The 18,189-nt window shown below is 55.5% G+C and carries 12 protein-coding genes; 6 read left to right on the forward strand and 6 right to left on the reverse strand.

All coding sequences use genetic code 11. The annotated features are described in order from the left end of the window. The first annotated feature begins 67 nt into the window (after positions 1-67). Positions 68-928, forward strand: a complete 861-nt coding sequence (locus Poly41_RS01580) for a cell division protein FtsQ/DivIB (protein ID WP_231615426.1) — start codon at positions 68-70, stop codon at positions 926-928. A 9-nt stretch (positions 929-937) separates the two neighbouring features. Here the strand turns inward: Poly41_RS01580 and Poly41_RS01585 are convergent, their stop codons facing one another. From Poly41_RS01585 to Poly41_RS01595, 3 genes are all read right to left on the reverse strand, one after another. After that, entirely contained in the window at positions 938-1,924 is a 987-nt protein-coding gene (locus Poly41_RS01585) for a hypothetical protein (protein WP_146524168.1), read from the reverse strand. Positions 1,925-2,223: 299 nt separating this feature from the next. Further along, a complete protein-coding gene (locus Poly41_RS01590; RefSeq protein ID WP_146524169.1) occupies positions 2,224-3,531 on the reverse strand; it encodes a Gfo/Idh/MocA family protein in 1,308 nt (435 codons plus the stop codon). Between the two features lie 1,054 nt (positions 3,532-4,585). Beyond that, positions 4,586-7,930: a DEAD/DEAH box helicase gene (locus tag Poly41_RS01595; protein WP_231615321.1), complete on the reverse strand. Its 3,345-nt coding sequence runs from the start codon at positions 7,928-7,930 to the stop codon at positions 4,586-4,588. A 217-nt stretch (positions 7,931-8,147) separates the two neighbouring features. On the opposite strand from Poly41_RS01595, the gene Poly41_RS01600 reads away from it, so the two are divergent. Continuing rightward, the gene (locus Poly41_RS01600) at positions 8,148-8,510 is read left to right on the forward strand and encodes a 2Fe-2S iron-sulfur cluster-binding protein (protein ID WP_146524170.1); all 363 of its coding nucleotides are present in this window, start codon (positions 8,148-8,150) and stop codon (positions 8,508-8,510) included. Here the strand turns inward: Poly41_RS01600 and Poly41_RS01605 are convergent. Continuing rightward, positions 8,500-9,504: a YheT family hydrolase gene (locus tag Poly41_RS01605; protein ID WP_197230993.1), complete on the reverse strand. Its 1,005-nt coding sequence runs from the start codon at positions 9,502-9,504 to the stop codon at positions 8,500-8,502. The genes Poly41_RS01600 and Poly41_RS01605 overlap by 11 nt on opposite strands. 74 nt (positions 9,505-9,578) lie before the next feature. Here Poly41_RS01605 and thpR point away from each other — a divergent pair, with 74 nt between their 5' ends. Next, complete coding sequence (gene thpR / locus Poly41_RS01610) at positions 9,579-10,157, forward strand: RNA 2',3'-cyclic phosphodiesterase (RefSeq protein ID WP_146524172.1); 579 nt, start codon at positions 9,579-9,581, stop codon at positions 10,155-10,157. Between the two features lie 28 nt (positions 10,158-10,185). Here thpR and Poly41_RS01615 read toward each other — a convergent pair whose 3' ends face one another. After that, positions 10,186-10,788, reverse strand: a complete 603-nt coding sequence (locus Poly41_RS01615) for an SAM-dependent methyltransferase (protein ID WP_231615322.1) — start codon at positions 10,786-10,788, stop codon at positions 10,186-10,188. Continuing rightward, on the reverse strand, positions 10,727-11,161 hold the full coding sequence (locus tag Poly41_RS34730) for an SAM-dependent methyltransferase (RefSeq protein ID WP_231615323.1): 435 nt from the start codon (positions 11,159-11,161) through the stop codon (positions 10,727-10,729). Before Poly41_RS34730 ends, Poly41_RS01615 begins: the two co-directional genes overlap by 62 nt. 128 nt (positions 11,162-11,289) lie before the next feature. On the opposite strand from Poly41_RS34730, the gene pyk reads away from it, so the two are divergent. From pyk to Poly41_RS01630, 3 genes are all read left to right on the forward strand, one after another. Further along, positions 11,290-12,723, forward strand: a complete 1,434-nt coding sequence (gene pyk / locus Poly41_RS01620) for a pyruvate kinase (RefSeq protein WP_146524173.1) — start codon at positions 11,290-11,292, stop codon at positions 12,721-12,723. A gap of 23 nt (positions 12,724-12,746) precedes the next feature. Beyond that, complete coding sequence (locus Poly41_RS01625) at positions 12,747-15,620, forward strand: serine/threonine-protein kinase (protein ID WP_231615324.1); 2,874 nt, start codon at positions 12,747-12,749, stop codon at positions 15,618-15,620. Between the two features lie 170 nt (positions 15,621-15,790). Further along, positions 15,791-18,130: a TonB-dependent receptor gene (locus Poly41_RS01630; protein ID WP_231615325.1), complete on the forward strand. Its 2,340-nt coding sequence runs from the start codon at positions 15,791-15,793 to the stop codon at positions 18,128-18,130. Positions 18,131-18,189 lie beyond the last annotated feature (59 nt).

Raw genomic sequence — 18,189 nt, forward strand, 5'->3', positions numbered from 1 at the left:
GACGACCAGAACTCAGGCGACGGCCACTACGGTTTGACGATGGATTGGAAGGGTAACCAACGTGGCGATGGTATCGGATCGTGATCGTCCTCGCCCCATACGGGACTTGCTGAGGCGTTTGATTGTTGCACCGGCGGCGCTATCGTTCATTTGGCCCGTGTTGCTAATCTTGGGTGGCTATCTGGCGTGGGACCGTTGGGGGGCCGAGCGTATCGCCCAACAGTATTACGGCGTCCAACTCGAAAAGATCCACATCACCGATCCGCCCCCCTATGTCCGCACCGATATCACGGGCACCGTTTATCACGACACCGCGCTCGACCAGCTTTCACTGCTCGATGTTCAAGCCACCGCAAAAATTGCATCGGCGTTCGCAACCAATCCGTGGGTCGGTCGGGTGATCAGCGTCCGCAAACTGCCTGGCGGTGCGGTGGATGTCCATCTTGAATACCGAGAACCGGTTGCGATGGTGCTTGTGACGAATCCCGATCCCAATGATTCCCGAATTCTGTTTTCTCCTGTCGATGGCGACGGTGTGCTTTTACCCGACACCGAGTTTGCTCGCGCCGAGACACTTGACTACATCCTGATCGAAGTTCCCGACGTCTTCCCCAAGGGATTTATCGGTGGCCTGTTTGGCGATTCGCGAGTCGAAGCTGCAGCAAAGCTGGCGGGTGTGCTGGCAAAATACCGCCAACAAGCTCAGATTCACAGCATTGGTATCCGTGGTGAACCGCGTCCCAACGAAGTGCCCAAACTTGAATTGACCACCACCGACCATCGGCGGATCTTTTGGGGCAACCCACCCGGCCTTGAACAGCTTGGTGAACCGACCGTGGAGATGAAACTACGGTTTCTGCTTAGCGGCAAGGAGATCCCCAATTCCGATCTGCGACTTGCCACGATGCAAGAAGAGGACGTTCGCTGAGTCGGTGGACTATTCTCGTTTCGCAACCCGCGCAGCAGGTTGGTTCGAGCGCTCTAAGGTCGGCAGCCCGACATGGGACAGGTGCTCATTCGCAGCGAGCCTCGCCTCCGAATCGAGCCGCGGTGTGATGAACGTCCAGTATTGTTGATCATTCAACAACAACATGGCCAACGAACGGGGAGTGTCTTCGACCAAGGGGCGAAGTGCTCGAAGGGTCGCTTTGATCCGTGCCACCTGTTCGGGATCCAAATCGGTCGACAGCAATTGCTGCAGGACGGGAACCACCGGTGTCCCCCAAGACAAGAGTTGTTGCTGAGCCAGCATTCGGCTGGCTCGGCTGGGCGAACGAAGCTCGGCGACGCACTGATCGATGTCCAAAGTCGTCGGCACCGACCGGTCGGCAAGCCGTGTCATCACGGTTTGTTGAGCTTGATTGCTGATCTCCTCCAACGATGACCCGCACAAGACCCGCTCAATCAACTCACCATAGTGCATGTCGAACAGGGCCGAGTTCTGCAACCGAACATGCAACAGTGTCGACCCCGAATAATGTTCCACGATCTGGCCTCGCTCGATCGTCCAAGCGATGCTGCCAAACTCGGGTTGATCGATCAGACTTCGCTCAGCGGTTCGTGGTCGCCACGACTCGATCCGAACATGGGATGCATGCTCAACACTGAGTGTCAGTTGTTGATCCGAGTGCTTGCAGATGTAATGTAGCGATGGCACGCCACGCTCCGCCGTTACCGAGATGCTTTCAAAGTGGTGTTCCGAGCGGATCTCCTCCGCCCCTTTTCGGTGGCGAGGCGCATCCAGTCCTAATCGTCCTTGGATCAGTTGAAACCGCACAACCCCTCCTTCGGAAAACAGCTTATCGTCCTGGGGCGGGCCTTGAAGGGAAGAAAGACGTTCTTCGTCGGGCGGCCTTTGGGCAAAAGACGCCACGTCCAGAATGGACAAATCGAGAACTACGGCTAGCAATAAACGCCACTTCATCCTTGAACCCTCCTGCTCGGAGTGTATTGGTTGTCAGTAGACGTGCGGGCCGAACCAAGTCGGGCGCGGCCCGACAAGTCCATGCTGTCAGTATCGACAAGAGGTCGCATCAAAATGAAGAGCAGTTTTCCCAGCGGCTGAAAACCACCCGTTGCCCTGGCTTGAGGGAACAACTCAAAGGGTGCCGGCGATTGGGTCCAGCTTGCAAAACGAGTTTGAGCATTTGCGAGGCAAAAAAAAGGCTGCTACCGAGATTTTCGGCAGCAGCCTCGTTCCATGCACGCAGAAGCCCCAAGGGTCTAAACGAACGGGTTGTACTCGCCGGGGACCGGAATCGGGTACTTTCCGTCTGCATCAGGCCTTGCCGATGGCGGCACAGGCGAGTCGATCGTGTAATCGTCGATGCCAGGCGCCAGATCACGTCCCTTGGCTAGCAACTCGTCCCAGGTGACTTCTTTCGCCGAGTAGCAGGCTTCCCGACCAAGAATCGCAGTGAAGGTCGACTTCGCGCCATACTCGCCTTCGTTGTAGATGTCACCACGCATCAACGCTTCGATCAAATCATGCTGTTCTTGTTGGTGACCACCGGGGCTGTTGCCCGTGAACTTGTACGGATTCGCTCCTTCAATCCAACCCGATGGATCGGATGTCCCCTTCGATCCATGAGCGAACTCGGACACCTGATTCCAAGCCCCCTTCAAGTGCCGGCCTTGGCTGAACATCTTGCTGCCGTCTTCGAACGTGTATTCGCAGAACGTGTGGTCGAAAATCTGAGACTTCGTTGGATCGCCGTTCTCACGCTGATCTCGACCGCCCATGCCGTTGCACTTGACCGGATAGGCACCCTTGACCCAGCAACCCACGTCCAAGTTATGGATGTGCTGCTCGCAGATCTGGTCGCCGGACAACCAATTGAAGTGATACCAGTTGTTGGTTTGGAATGCCATTTCAGTTTGGTCCGCATTGCGGTTGCGATACCAAATGCCACCCCCATTCCAGTAGACTCGGGTGGCAATCACATCACCGATTGCACCGTCGTGAATCCGTTTGATCGTCTCGACATAACGAGGTTCGTGGCGACGTTGTAGTCCGATTCCGACCATCAAGTCCTTCTTCTTCGACTCTTCGACCGATGCCAACACGCGACGTACTCCAGGAGCATCCGAAGCAACCGGTTTTTCCATGAAGATGTGCTTGCCTTTATTGACCGCATACTCGAATTGCTGCGGTTTGAATCCAGGAGGCGTTGCGATCACGACCAAGTCGCATTCCACATCAATCGCATTCTTGTAAGCATCGAGCCCCGTGAAGATCTTGTCCGGATCTACGGCAACCTTTTCTTTGTGCTTCTTTCCCAACTGCGAGACGGCGTAATCTGCTTTGTTCTGGAAAGCGTCTGCGACGGCAACCAACTTGGTGTTGCCCTTGGTGTTCATGATCTGATCGGCGGCACCATTGCCACGCCCACCACAACCTACCAATACAAACTTGATCTCATCGCTGCCAGCCGCATGCGCGGTACGGGCGACGTTGGTGGCGATGGCGGCACCGGCTGCCACAGCAGTCGATTGTTTTAAAAACGTACGGCGAGAAGCGTTGTTCTGCATGAGGAAAACTCCTAGAGAGGTAACGAAGGTGGGAAGAATAGGAAATCGCCCTATTCGGGGATTTGAATTATAAGCACTATGATACGGTGTGTCTCGTCACCCGTGGGGCAACGGCGGTATTTTTTGACCTTTGGTCACGAAATGGCAAAAGAGAACCGTCTCGCGACAGCAAGCGAGGGTGACCAAGTGCTGTGGAGCTAATGAAGTGGTATTGAATGCGTCCCCATGACAACCCGAGACGAAACGGGCTCCCCTCTCCACGCGTGCTCGCGGGGAGAGAGGTTGGAGTTCAGGCTTTAGCCGCACGAGCGCAACCCGCAGTCGCCTGAAGGCTAAACTCCAGCGCACACCCCCTCATCCCCAACCCTTCTCCCCCAAAAAGAGGTCGTCCGGTTTTTAAGTTTTGATTGAAAAAGACATACAGGATTTACCTCTCCCTCTGGGCTCGTTGTACCGCGCATCTCGGGTGGTGTCTAATACATCTGCGGGGTAGGTGACGAGATTTCGCTCTGGACTTTCGACAAACCGCTGCGAATGATTGCTGCCTTGCGGTTCGCGCTGGTGCTGCGAACATGGGAAAGCCTGTTGCACGGAGGTGCGGTTCATGGGTGAGGTGGCTCTCGGACTCCTCGGTCAAAAAACCGGCTCATCCGACCGAAGCGCGCGGAACCCAGACTCAAGGTTTTTTGGAGGTATGGCTCCGGTGTCCAATGATCTCTTAGAAAAGAGTCCCCGACGGTCGGTCGTCCGCCGGGAACCGGTAGCACCCTTGGCGCACCGTCGACCGGGATATCCCTTGTCAAGTTGCACACTCGAAACCCTCCGTTGAGTAAGTGGATTGAAGTCTTCGTAACCTCCAATACACCCGCAAAACGCTGAGGGTTTTCGAGTTTTTCTCATTTTTCTAAATTAGGCAGTCGCTTGATTGAGGACTAGGTTGTCACCGCTGGGCGCGATCGCAGACGAATAAAGCGAACCCCGTCAGTGACACCGATGCTGCGCATCCGTTCTTTTCACTATTGTTTGGGAGGGGGGAGCGAGACGGGACACTCTGTTAAGACTGTACCCCTTCACGAATCAATTGAATCAGATCATCGGTGTTCATCTTCGCGGCCCGATCGGTACCATCGAGCACGCCTGCAACCAGCTCGCGTTTGTCGGCGTGCAATTGCAAAATCTGCTCTTCGATGGTCCCTTCTGCGACCAAACGATACACCGTCACCGGTTTTTGCTGACCGATCCGATGTGCCCGGTCCGTCGCTTGATCTTCGACAGCTGGATTCCACCAAGGATCGAGGTGGATCACGTAATCCGCTGCGGTCAGATTCAAGCCGGTCCCGCCCGCCTTGAGCGAGATCAGGAACAACTCTCCTTCACCCTCTTGGAATGCATCCACGCGGCGTTGCCGCTCGGCGGCGGGCGTTGACCCATCGAGATACTGGTATTGAATCCCACGTTCGTCGAGCGATTGGCGAACCACACTGAGGTGCTTCACGAACTGGCTAAAGACTAGCGCGCGATGTTCACCCTCTCGCAATTCCTCTACGAGTTCGAGAAGCAGGTCCAACTTGGCGGATCGTTTTTTCCAACCGGGATCGACCAAACGCGGATGGCAAGCCAATTGGCGCAGTCGCGTGAGCCATGCCAAGGTGCGAATGCGTTGCTGGCCCGCTTGTGAATCGTCGACTCCCTCACCACTTAACTCTGCAATCGCGGCGATGCGAACGTCTTCGTAGCGCTTCCGTTCGGCAGGGCTAAGCTCCGCATGCAACGTAATCTCGGTTCGCGCCGGCAACTCCTTCAACACCTTATCTTTCGTGCGGCGTAAAATAAACGGACGGACCAAACGAGCTAAGGATTCACGTTGGTCGCTATCTTTGTGTCGTTCGATCGGATCCGCAAAACGATTGCGGAATCGGTCCCACGATCCAAGCAGCCCTGGACTGAGTGTACGGAATAGACTCCACAATTCCCCGAGGTGATTCTCGAGCGGCGTACCGGATAATCCAATCCGCCAATCAGCATTGATCTGCCGGATCGCACGCGACGTCTTCGTTTGCGAGTTCTTGATAAACTGAGCTTCGTCAAGCACCAACGTGTTCCAATCTCGCGTCGCAAATTTCTTCGCATCCCGCTGGACCAATTGGTAACTGACAATCACCAGGTCGCCGGGACCTACTGAATCGATCAACTTTTGGCGATCCGAGTCGCGGTACAAATACGACGTCAACGAGGGAGCAAACCGTTCGGTTTCCCGCATCCAATTGTCTCCGACGCTCGTAGGTGCAACCACCAAAGCGGGACCGTCGGAAGCGCGATCAAGCAACACGCCTAACGCTTGCACCGTCTTTCCCAAGCCCATGTCATCCGCCAAGACCGCACCGACACCCCATTTGCTGAGTCTTGCCAGCCAACGGTATCCATCCAATTGATAGTCACGCAGCGTCGCATCAAGCCCAGCCGGTTTTTCTGGCGACCAGCCTGCCAATGATTCCAGTCGCTTGATCGATTCGTGCCACCGCGCCGTCGCTTCGATCGGCACATCGTCACCGAGCAACTCTTGCAATGCTGGCACGGCCGCGTCGGGGATCTTCATGGTGTCACGATCGCTGACCACCGTATCACCGAGTTGCTGAAGTCGTTTACGGAATGCTTCACTGATCTTCGCAAACTCTCGGTCGCCAACGCGAACGAGCGATCGATTCTCTCGCACCGCCGACAGCAGATCCGCCAAAGGAATGTCCTGCCCATCAAGGGTGATCGACCCGGTCAATCCAAACCAATCCCGTTTGTCATCGATTTGGACACGCAATGCGGATGGCGTCAATTCACCTCGGACGCGAATCGATTGTCCTTCGGGCCAGATCATTCGAGGCGTGTTCTCACCCCCTTCATACAAACGCCCCAGCACATCCAGGGCCGTTTCATCCGTCTCGACGACCCAGCGATAGGCTCCTTCACTGCCAAGCTCTGCAAGTCCAAATCTTTCAACGACTTCATCCACAGCTTGCTTTTCCTGAACCAGATCGCGCTCGAGCCGGACAGGCCCCCGTTCGGTCAAGCAGGGCACAATCGCAGGCGGCGACCCTGGAACGTGAACTTCACGAAAACGGTCGTCATGAACGGCCAGCGAAATGTACATCCCGGCACCCGGCCGCGGACGAAGTTCGAAAACCAACTCGCCTTGGATCGGTTCAATCGGACCGGCGAGTTGTGCAGGCAAGTCCACGCGAACCAGCGAATCAACCGCCGCACACCCCACGGCTAATCGACCGGCCGATTCCGCATCCAAAACGACTTCTTCCATATCGCTGCGGAGCAGAAACTGAACAATTCGTGTCGCTCTCGAATCTCGCAGCGAACAAATGATCAGCAGGTGTCGTTTTTTGTCCGCAAGGATCACCAACGGCTCCACGGGACTGCTGTGACCAAGAATCACTTCGCACTTGCGCACGTCCAAATCGAAGCCCGATACGTGAACAACCGGACGAAAATGAGTGGCCGAAGCCGCATGGTCTCCTGGCTCCGGTGCTTCCTCTTCGTCCAAATGTCGTTCGACCGGATCCAGTGACAAACTCAGTTCCGCTGAAAAGACATTCACGGGCTTCGGTTCGCCATCCGCCCACGCGACGTTGGGATGGCCCACCAATTTTTGTAACGCTTGAAACTCGGAGTAATGATCTTCGTCAAAACTGTAGGTTCGTGACGCTACCAAGGCGGCGACTTTCCCATCGATCGGAAAAGTCGAGAAATCGCGTTTCAACAGTTCGAAACCACGCACCTCCTTACCCTTGGTCCACCCCTTTTTGTTCTTGCGAGGCTTTTGTTCGTAGGGCGTGATCGAGATCGGCGCATAGTAACGGGAACGCGAGAAGCCAATCCGCCACTGAACCCGCGTTACCTCGTCTTGACTCGTCGCAAGTTGCCGCGACTCGTCGGCCAATTTGAGAATGTTATCAACCAATTGCCGACCGGCGCTGACGCTATCGACCTCTAAATCCCCAAAGAAATCCAGGATATCGCTGATGCTACGGCGACCGAGTTGTTCCTGCAGCCACCAAGCAATGGACAGCGTGTGGGCACATTGATTGTACGTTCTAAACTGAGGGCAGCCGCACGCCGGCGTCGCCTTCAGCGAAACCGTATCGGGTGAGTAATCAATGTCGTCGTCCTCCTCCGACTCTTCGGCGGCGATGTCGATGCCCGCCACAACCGTCGATTGGCGATTGCCCTTCAATTTGAACTGAAACCGCAGCAGCTTTCCTTCGCGACTGAGTGTCGGCGAATCAATCGTCAACATCGCGGCCCGCTTGTCGAACGATTCGTCATGCTCGTCGACCAAACGTTCCACCGCTTCGGCGACCAGCAGACCGAACGCTGCGATTGCATCGTCGGACATCAAATCCATCATTTGTCTTCCACTGTTTCCGAACCCATCGATCGAGAACCCCAAAGCCATTCCTGCTCAGGTCCCCGGTTCCGCGCCAACGCGACATTCTAACCGCCCTGTGTTTAGAATCCATGGTGTCTTTGCCTATTTCTTTTTGCTGCTAGAGTAGGCAGAATCGTGGTGTGAGTGTTTTCTTCTCCTTTTAATGATCCTTCGGGAGCTATTGATGCCAAAGTTGACGATTCAAGGTGTTGGCGAGTTTGATATTGCTGCGGGAAAAAGACTGGTCAAGGCCCTTGTTGAAGACGCGGGAACCGACCAGTTGCATGCTTGTGGCGGAAAATCCCGTTGCACAACCTGCCGAGTCCGGTTCATCGAAGGGGAACCGGAAAGCATCACCGAAGCGGAGAAAGAGACCTTGAAGGCCAAAAGCGTTGACGAAGCCGGCGTCCGCTTGAGCTGCCAAATCGTCTGTGAAGAAGACATGACGGTGGAACTGATCAGCCGATTCGAAGGCAGCGGCCGTAAGGATCAAGGAACCCCGTGCGCCGACGACATCGAACCGCCACCCGCGTGGATCAAAAAGTAGGCGATGGCAAACCGAACCAATCGGCGAGCACGCGGTCCATCCAGCAGTCTCGGTTGCGGTCGATGAATCCAACGTGGCCTCCCTGCTCGGAGATACAAACCCTTGTTGTTACAGGCCAACTTCGAACCGAGGCTTCGAAGCAATCAATTGGAACGACGGGATCGTCGGCGGCCGCGAGGATCAACGTGGGGACGGGATTGGATTCGGCATGGACGGCTGCGCTCGATTCACGGTAGTAGTCAAGTGCCGTTGCAAACCCACTGAGCGGAGCGGTCAATTGATCATCAAGCTCGCGCAGGGAGCGCGGTCGCCGCTTAAGAATTTGTTGCTGAAAATCGGGACGCTGTCTTACACGCGGTGGAACCCGAGACAACAATTGTCGAACGAAGTAGTAGTTGTAGGGCCACATGATCCGCCGTTGCATATTCTCGCTGCAGCGAAGCAGATCGATGGGGGGCGATACCGCGGCGACTCGAACCAGTCGATCAAACCAGTCGGGACGCGAATCGATGCCCTTGCCAATCCGTCCAAGCGAGCGAAGGAGTTGATTGCCACCGAGGGAAACCGCAATCACGCCCAGCGGACTGCCGGGAGCAAGCTCGGCAATTCGGTCCAGGGCGCAAACCAAATCACCGCCCCGACCGGCGTGGGTGAGTTGCATGGAAAGGTCGAACGCAGCACCGCATCCGCGCATATCAAGACGAAAGACACGAAAGCCTTTTGCAGAAAACTGAGACGCCAACCGAATCATGTAGGGTGCGGCATGGCATCCACACAAACCATGGACCAACAACATCGCCGGATCACCGTCCACCCAGCCAGGGGGACCATTCTCATGCAAGACCACAGCATCACCATCGGGTAGTTCCACGACATGCTGCCGCCCCATCAACACGGGTGCACGGTCCGAAACCACCGCCGCAAGCGTTTGCAGGTGCCCACCTCGGTAAAGACGATGTGGAACAAACGGTGGCGGTTTAAAATCGATCCTCATGGATTTGCCTTCAATGCTCTCCACAAAACACCACGTCACTCGACCGTTTGCCAAATTTGAGTACATTTAGACGAATGCAAACCATACGTTCTTTCATCGCCGTCCCACTCTCTCTTCAAGTCGCAGCCAATGCAGCTCGGTTGGTTGAAAAATTGTCCGAGCCCAATGATGGTATCCGCTGGGTGCCAACCGACAACCTGCATTTGACGTTGAAATTTCTTGGGGAAGTGGATAACACCGAAATCCCGGCCGTCTGTGACGTGATTCGCTCGGTGACGTCAAGTTACGAGCCGTTTGAGTTAGATTTTGCTGGCGTGGGCGGACTGCCAAGTCTTGATCGACCACGAGTGCTTTGCGTCCATGTGACCGACCCCACCGGGGCACTTTGTGACATCGTTGCCAAGTTGGAAAAGAAGTTGGCCGAATTGCGGTTCAAGCCAGAACCGCGTGACTACCGACCTCATCTGACCCTGGGCCGAACCAAAGGCGGATCCCGGCGGGCCAGCAATGAGGTGGTCGCGAAGATGAGCCAGTATGCCGAACAGAAGCTCGGCCAAATGGAAGTCGACGCCGTCGAGTTAATCGCCAGCTTCCTCGAGAAGCGAGGGCCAAGCTATCAGGTGATGGATACGGTCGAGCTTGGGACAGCCTGAACCCTTTTCCGATCAGCTCCCACATCCTTTACAAAAATACTCGAGAGCGGCACATCCGCAGCGTCGCGGCCAATTGCTCGATGCTGCCGCCGGCGTAATACTCAAACTTGACTCGAATGCGATCATTGGCAGCGGCATCAAACGGCGACGCAATCGGCAACACCAGACACTGGTTCGGCCACGTGATCGCTTGCTTGCATTGTATGTTGATCGCTAAAACATTCTGCGTCACGAAACGAATGGCGTTGATGGTGCCAGATCGAGTCACCGTGATCGGTTCATCGACATTGTACTGCATCGGAATCGGCTCGTTGTAGTGGATGGTTGCGTAGGGCGTCAGGGCCGCAAACTGCGTCGTCCGAGGCTGATCCAATGAGGGCGTCTGGAACAGGGGCAGCGGCGCATGGTAGCCTGAAAAATCGAAGGATTGATAAATGGGTTGGGCCATCAAAATCGACGCTTCGGGAATGAAGACGGGCAACTTGGTGCCATGCGTTTGCCGGTAACGGCGTTTGAAGGCTGCGATCACTTGTGCCTGCTTTTCCCGCAACAAGCCAACGTGCAACATCTCACAGACCACCACATCCACGGGATGATCGGGAACGAATTCGGTTGCGTCGGCGCAGATCACCGTGACTTGCTTCCTGCAAGCCATTTTGATCAAGGAGACGGCGGGAACAATCGACGAGTTCCGAATTGCGTTCGACGCAGGTGACGTGTGCACCGCGACGCGCCGCGAAAGAGGACAGAATTCCCGTGCCTCCGCCAAGTTCGACGACATGCATTCCAGGACGGACAAGCAAGTCGATCGCCGCCTTGAAAGCACCGACACGCTCCTCGTCTTGGAGCATGTTGTAGTGATAGAGCAGCGGGATGTATTGACCAAGCACTTGGTCGCCGGTCTGGCTAGCGTTATCTGTTCGCAATCGAGTCGAAGGCTCCGCCTGCATCCCGTTTCCCCCTGAAATCTTTGAATCATCGAGATTGTTCGGTTTGGTTCGCATCTCACGAAGAGTAAAGAGACCCGTCGATCGGCTTCAATAGCATTTGGACTACTTTTGATTGGCATCCCTAAGTAAATTGGGCGGACTTGCCTCTTCCGGCATAAAATCTCTTCAAGGAAATGCTCGTAATGTCACGCCCTCGAATCGCGGAAGCGTCCACAAAAATCGTCGCCACGGTCGGTCCTGCATGTAGCAGCACCGAGAAACTGGCCGAATTGATCGAAGCCGGAGTGGATGTCTTTCGCATCAACACCGCTCATGGCGACCGCCTCCAGCATGAAACGGTCGTTGCCAACATCCGCGCAGCGGGCAAGCAAACCGGTTTCGACCCAGCCATCCTGCTTGATCTGGCAGGCCCGAAAATCCGACTCGGACAACTGATCACGGATCCCTTGACCTGTGACATCGGCGAGACGTTCTCCTTCATCCGAGGTGATGCCTCCACGACGGATCACGAACTCACCAGCACCTACGCCAAACTGGTTGACGAGCTGAGTGTCGGCGACCGTGTGATGTTAGCCGACGGCATGGTATCGATGAAGGTCGAAAACGTGACTCACTATCGAGCGGATTGCTGCGTGACCGCCAGCGGTACGGTGCGCAGCCGACAAGGCATCAACTTACCAGGAGTCAGGTTGTCTGTTTCCGCCATGCGCAAAACCGATGTGGACAACGCCATCTGGGGAGCTCAAAACGGAATCGATTTCATCAGTTTGTCGTTTGTGCGAAAACCGGAAGATGTTCAGAGCCTGAAAAATCTGTTGGTCAGTTACGAATCGCAGGCGTTGGTGATTGCCAAGATCGAAAAACCCGAAGCGCTCGAGCACCTTGATGCGATCGTCGACGTGTCCGATGGCATCATGGTCGCCCGAGGTGATTTGGGCGTCGAAATCGATGTGGCAGAAACCCCCGTCGCCCAGAAACGAATCATTTCGGTTTGCAAGCAAAAAATGAAACCGGTGATCGTGGCCACTCAAATGCTCGAGTCGATGCACGACAGCAGTCGGCCCACGCGAGCGGAGGCAAGTGACGTAGCCAACGCAATACTCGACGGTGCCGATGCTTGCATGCTGAGCGGTGAAACGGCCATTGGGCATTATCCGGTGCAATCGGTTGAAATGATGAATCGAATCATGATCTGCACCGAGCGGGAAATGCTGAAGCATCCTACCCCATGCCACCATCCCAACACACGTGTTCATGCCATCACCACGGCCGTCACCGATGCGGCGACCAATATCGCCGAGTCCATCGATGCGAAGCTGATCGTGATCGTGACCAAAAGTGGCGACACCGCATGGGTCAAGAGCCAAAGCCGCAGTCGCGTGCCGACCTTGGGAGTCAGCGATTCCTCGGCGACACTACGTCGCATGAATCTGTTGTGGGGCATCAAGCCGATCCGATCCGATCAGTTTGAGCATACGACAAAGTTCATTGATGAAATTTGCCAATGGGGGCGGGCAAACATGAATTTGAAGGCGGAGGATCAAGTCGTCTTGGTGACCGGCACTGGAGTGATCAAGAAAGCGCACAACATGCTGATTGTCCACACGGTGGAATGAAAGATTCGCTGCCCATCGAAAGCGTGAACTCCAACGAAGATGGAGTTTCCTTGAATGATGCCGGCAATTTTAAGCTACGTTTTGGCAACCTTGAGATCCGTCCTGACGCTGAACTGCGTCGAGAGACGCCTCCAAATTGCCATCACCGTTACGACTGTTCCATGCCGCACCCAGAGTCTTCCGAGCCGACGCCTACCTTGGGGGGGGCATCCCGTGACCGTGATTCGGTGGAAACACCTCCGACCGAGTCAAAATCGAACCGACCCCGTCGATCGTCGCGGCGCTCGAAAAAGGCTCAAGGGAAGGCCGATAAACTTGACGCTGCAACCATCGGCCCTGCCAAAGTCGATCCTTCAAACGCGTCCGCCCTCAGCCACGCCAGCGAAGCGGGCGTGTTCGCAATCGCCGCCGGGCACGCAGATCGCTATGCCCGTGTCGGCGAACTGGGACGCGGCGGATGGGGCATCGTCGACCGGGCCGTGGACCGCCAACTGGACCGTGAAGTTGCGGTTAAGAAAATCGTTGCGACCAATGCCAATTCGCCTCTCGTAACGGATCGATTTCTTCACGAAGCGAAAATCACGAGCCAATTGCAGCATCCGGGAATCGTCCCCGTTCACGAACTCGGCAGCGACGGCGATGGCAACGCCTACTATGTGATGAAGTTGCTCGAAGGCGGAACGTTGCGTCAGCAAATTCGGCAACGACACGCTGCGACGACGGATCGGTCGAAACCGCTGCGATGCTCGGAACTGCAAGACGTCATCGCGCCGTTGCTGGATCGTTATGTCGATATTTGCAACGCGGTTGCCTACGCTCATACTCGCGGCATCCTTCATCGCGATTTGAAACCAGCGAACGTAATGGTGGGCGCGTATGGTGAAACCATCGTTCTCGATTGGGGACTTGCTCAACAAGTCAACACGGATGGACAAAGAACATCGATCACCGAAACCGACGGAACCATCGTCGGCACTCCGGCGTACATGTCACCCGAACAAGCTCGAGGAGATCTCGCAAGACTTGGTAAGCATTCGGACATCTATTCGCTCGGCGTCATGCTCTATGAAATCATCGCCGGTCGGCATCCCCATGCTGGGCTCAGCGTCAACGAAGTGCTAAACCGAGTTCAAAGCGAACAATACGCTCCGATTCGAACGTGTCAACCCGCAACACCCAAACCCTTAGCGGCCATCGTTGACACGGCGATGGCGGCGTCGCCAAACGCTCGCTACGCATCCGCGGAAAGCCTTGCTGAAGATGTTCGCAGATTCCTCGCTGGCGACCGAGTGTCGGTGCATTGTGAATCGCTGATCGACCGGACCGCGCGTTGGTGTCGTCGGAACCGTTCGCTTGCGGCGTCGATTTCAATCTCCGTCTTCGCACTGCTCATCCTATCCACCTTGTTCGGGCTCATCGTTCACCGTGCCCATCTGTCAGAGCGGACAGCGAGACTGGAAGCGCAATCCGCGCATCGAGTTGCGGTCGACCGGTTGATGGAAGCTCGTGACGCTACCGATGCATGGCTGATTGACCTGAGTGGTTCGCTTGAGTTCTATCCCGGAATGCAACCGCTGAGACAGCAACTCCTCAACCAAGCAGCAGAGCAATATGAACGACTGATTGCATCACCCGTGACGTTCACAGGCAACAACTCAAGCGATCGCCATGGATCCGCTCGCGATCATTTGACGACGACGATCGCCATCCATGAAAGAGCGAAGTGCCATTTGCGACTCGGAGACTTGTATCGACTGACCGATCATTCGGCAGCTTCGCAGTCCCACTACACACAGGCTGCTAAGTTACTTCATAATTTGGCGAAAACAGAGTCTTCCCGTACAGCCCTTCGCAGCGTTGCGTTCTCCGCGGCATTCGCACCCTCTTTGACGGAGAAAATCCGTTTGGATCAAATCAATGCCGTGATCGGACAAACCTCCTTGGCCAGTGGAAACGTATGCATCGGTGAATGGGAAGCTTGTCGCGAATGGTTGCACCATCGGTTGAGGACCGCCGAACATCAGCAAGACGCAATCAAATCGGACTTCATCTGCAAAGTCGCCTCGGCAGCAGCGCGGTTGGAACTGGCGATCCATCGAAGAACCCCAGAAAACGCGAACATCAAATCACTTAACACAGCCGTGTATTGGTCGCGTTGGTTGGCAAATCGGCGCGGCCGACCGAGCGACCAACAGCTATCGCGTACTGCACAAACGGAGTGCGCCTCCGTGCTGGAACAACAACTTCTTGACACGCTGGCCAGCGCAGCATGGACCGTCTTGATTGAGGACATCCAAGATTGGCAGGAAACCCATGCCGGGAGAGTCGACGATCTTCAATTCCTTGCTCATAGTCGCCTTCGACGCGCCGCAACATGGATCCGATTGGAACGAAAGGAACAAGCATGTGCCGATTATCGCCAAGCCATCCTCGAACTTGAAGCTGCATGGCAATTGACCGATAGTGATTCCTTTTTCCGAACCAACTTGGCGACGGCCGAAGGGAACCTCGGACGCTTGCTGCTTGACGGCGAACCGAAACAACAGCAAGAAGCGGAGCGTCTGCTTCAAGGCTCACTGAAAACCTATCAGTCGATGCTACAACAGCAAGCAACCGCAGAACTGCTCGGACGTCTAGCACAGACGCACATCGCAATGGCCAAGCTGCAATGGAATACGGTTCCCAGCGAAGCCCTGCAACACCTTGAAGAGGCCACCTTGGCGTATCAGATCCTGAGGGACCATGACCAGTTGAGCGCTCAGGACCAACGTGATTGGGACCAAATCAGCGAATTGGCGGGCTCGCTCAAGTTGAGTGACGCGCAGCGCCGGCTGCTTGAAAACAGGGCGGAAGGTGCACAAACAAGCACTGCCACCGAGACCCCACCCGATGCTTGAGTGGAATTGGGGACCGAGCTCGGCTCCACTTTCCCGCGATTTTCCTTTTTCATTGACGGATGGCCAGTGCTGCATCCGAGTCTAAATGATGACAGCGGGCGGGTCGATGTGGATACGAGCGTGAGTTGAAATGGGCATGATGCCGTCAGCCAATTAAGAAAGGATTCAAGATGGAATGCGATCGGGCAAGTCTCTGTCCCGAATTGCGATTGACCCTTGCATTGCTCACGCTGCTTGTCGGAAGTCGCCTGCTTTCACCGCCAACCTGTTGCGCGCAGATCGGTCTTGGCATCCAGCTACAAACGCCGGTCGCCCCAATAAATCCTGGGATGGAAGACGCGGCTGCAGATCGCGGGGCAGGGCAGGGCAGGGGGACCGCCGAACAAGCACCCAACGCCCCCTCTCCCTTAGCGTTTGATGAACGAATCAACAAACTCTTCGGGGACGTCGACCAGATCGAAGATCTTCCGGCCGCACGTCGAGGCCTAGCAACCTCACCTGCTGCCGACGCGGTTTTCGCCGCCGAAGCGGTCGGACGAAAGACACGAGACATCGGGGACCTATTGCGTCAGTCGAAATCGGCCCACGGCGTCGCCGTTCAAAATCGAACTCCCATCATCACCGACACGCGAGTCCGCGGTCAGCGAGTTGGACAAGTCCTTGCGTCGGGATCGTATTGGGCACCGGCGAGGATGGACCTTGATACGATGATGAACAAACTCGATTCACGGCTGATCGAGGATGTCATTCTCATCAAAGGTCCCTATGCCGCACGCTATGGCCCCGGGTTTCGATTCGTCGATATGGACTTCATCAAATCACCTCGGTTCGAAAATGGCTCGGAGCTGCACGGCTTGACCAGCGTGACCTACAACACCAATGGCCAACAATGGGCCGGTCGGCAATCGGCTTGGGGCGGCAGCCAAGACTACGGTTATTACGTAAGCTACGGACACCAAACCGGCAATGATTACGAAACCGGCGAAGACGATTTCTACTTGCCCACCAGTTACAAGTCCCGAGACATTTTTGCTGCAATCGGCGTTGATTTGACGTGCAACGAACGCTTGGAATTCAATCTTCTGCGATTGGATCAAACCGATGTCGAGTTCCCCGGATTGGTATTCGACTTGAACTTCCTAGTCACCGATGGCTATGAGGTCACCTACACCAACGAAGCACCCGGTTTCGCGGATCTGTTCGTTGCCGAAGTCTGGTACAACCGGACTCGATTTGAGGGCGACACACTTCGAGCGGGGAAAAATTGGCAGATCCCATCACTTCAAGAAACCCTCGAACCGAGTGACCCGGCACTGTTTGACGGCTACGGGATTACCGACGGTGATGCGCTTTCAGGTGGTTACCGCTTGGAAAGCACTTACTTCACCTGCAATGGGCATTTGACGTTTGGCACCGACATGATCGTCTTGAACCAAGAGCTCAATGACATTGAACCCAACGCGCCCGCCGACGACAACAACTTTCCGATCCCACGTAGCCATAGCGTCGACATCGGGTTGTTTGTCGAGGATGTAGAACAGATTAACGAGTGCTTGACCGTGACAGCCGGGGCTCGACTCGATGGGATCTTTACCGATTCCACTGAGTACGTCGACGGTGTACCGGTCGGGATGTCCGAACTCTATGATGCGGAACTCGATCAAGACTTTGTGCTCGGTGCCGCCTACTTAACGGGTGAGTACAAGCTGCGTCCAGGATGGACGGTCGATGCCGGGATGGGGACGGCGCAGCGTCAACCGACGTTGACGGAAATGTACTCGGAAAGCGCCTTCATTGGTTCCTTACAACGAGGGCTAACGTTCTTGCAAGGTGATCCCGAACTGAATCCCGAGCGCTTGTTTCAACTGGATGTTGGCACCCGTTTCGAGGACCGAGATGTCAGTTTTGGACTGCACGGTTACTATTCGTGGATCAAGGACTACATCACTTACGATCTGTTTGATCCGGCGGGAACAGTCGATGGATTCCAGCAAGGAGCCTCGATGGTCAACACCGACCTTGCAACGATTGCTGGATTTGAAACCTACGGTCAATACGCAGCGTCCGACTACGTCACTTTGTTTGGCATCATGAGCTATGTCGAAGGTCGCGACCATCACCGCACGAATCCAGCCCGCCGCAGCGAATTCATTGATCGGAGTGGCAATTTGGACGTCGAAAGTGAGCCGCTTCCCGGCATTTCGCCCCTCGAAACACGTCTGGGGATTTTGTTGCAAGACCCATCCCCAGAAAAGCGATGGGGCATCGAGTTGATGGCACGGATCGTCGACAACCAAGATCGCGTGGCTGCGACGCTTGAAGAAATCGAAACACCCGGATTCACGATCTACACCTTGCGAACGTATCGCCGAATCGATCAGTGGCTCCTCACCGCTGGTGTCGAGAATCTGACCGATAAGTTTTATCGCGAGCACATCGACTATCGTTCCGGATACGGCGTTTACCGGCCAGGGATCGGCTTCTACGTTGGTTGCGAGGTGGCTTACTAAGGGCGACTGTTACGACTTGCAGATTCGATACCATCGCTACCTCGGTTGCGAGCATGCCT

Source organism: Novipirellula artificiosorum (genome assembly GCF_007860135.1).
In the GTDB taxonomy this organism is placed as follows: domain Bacteria; phylum Planctomycetota; class Planctomycetia; order Pirellulales; family Pirellulaceae; genus Novipirellula_A; species Novipirellula_A artificiosorum.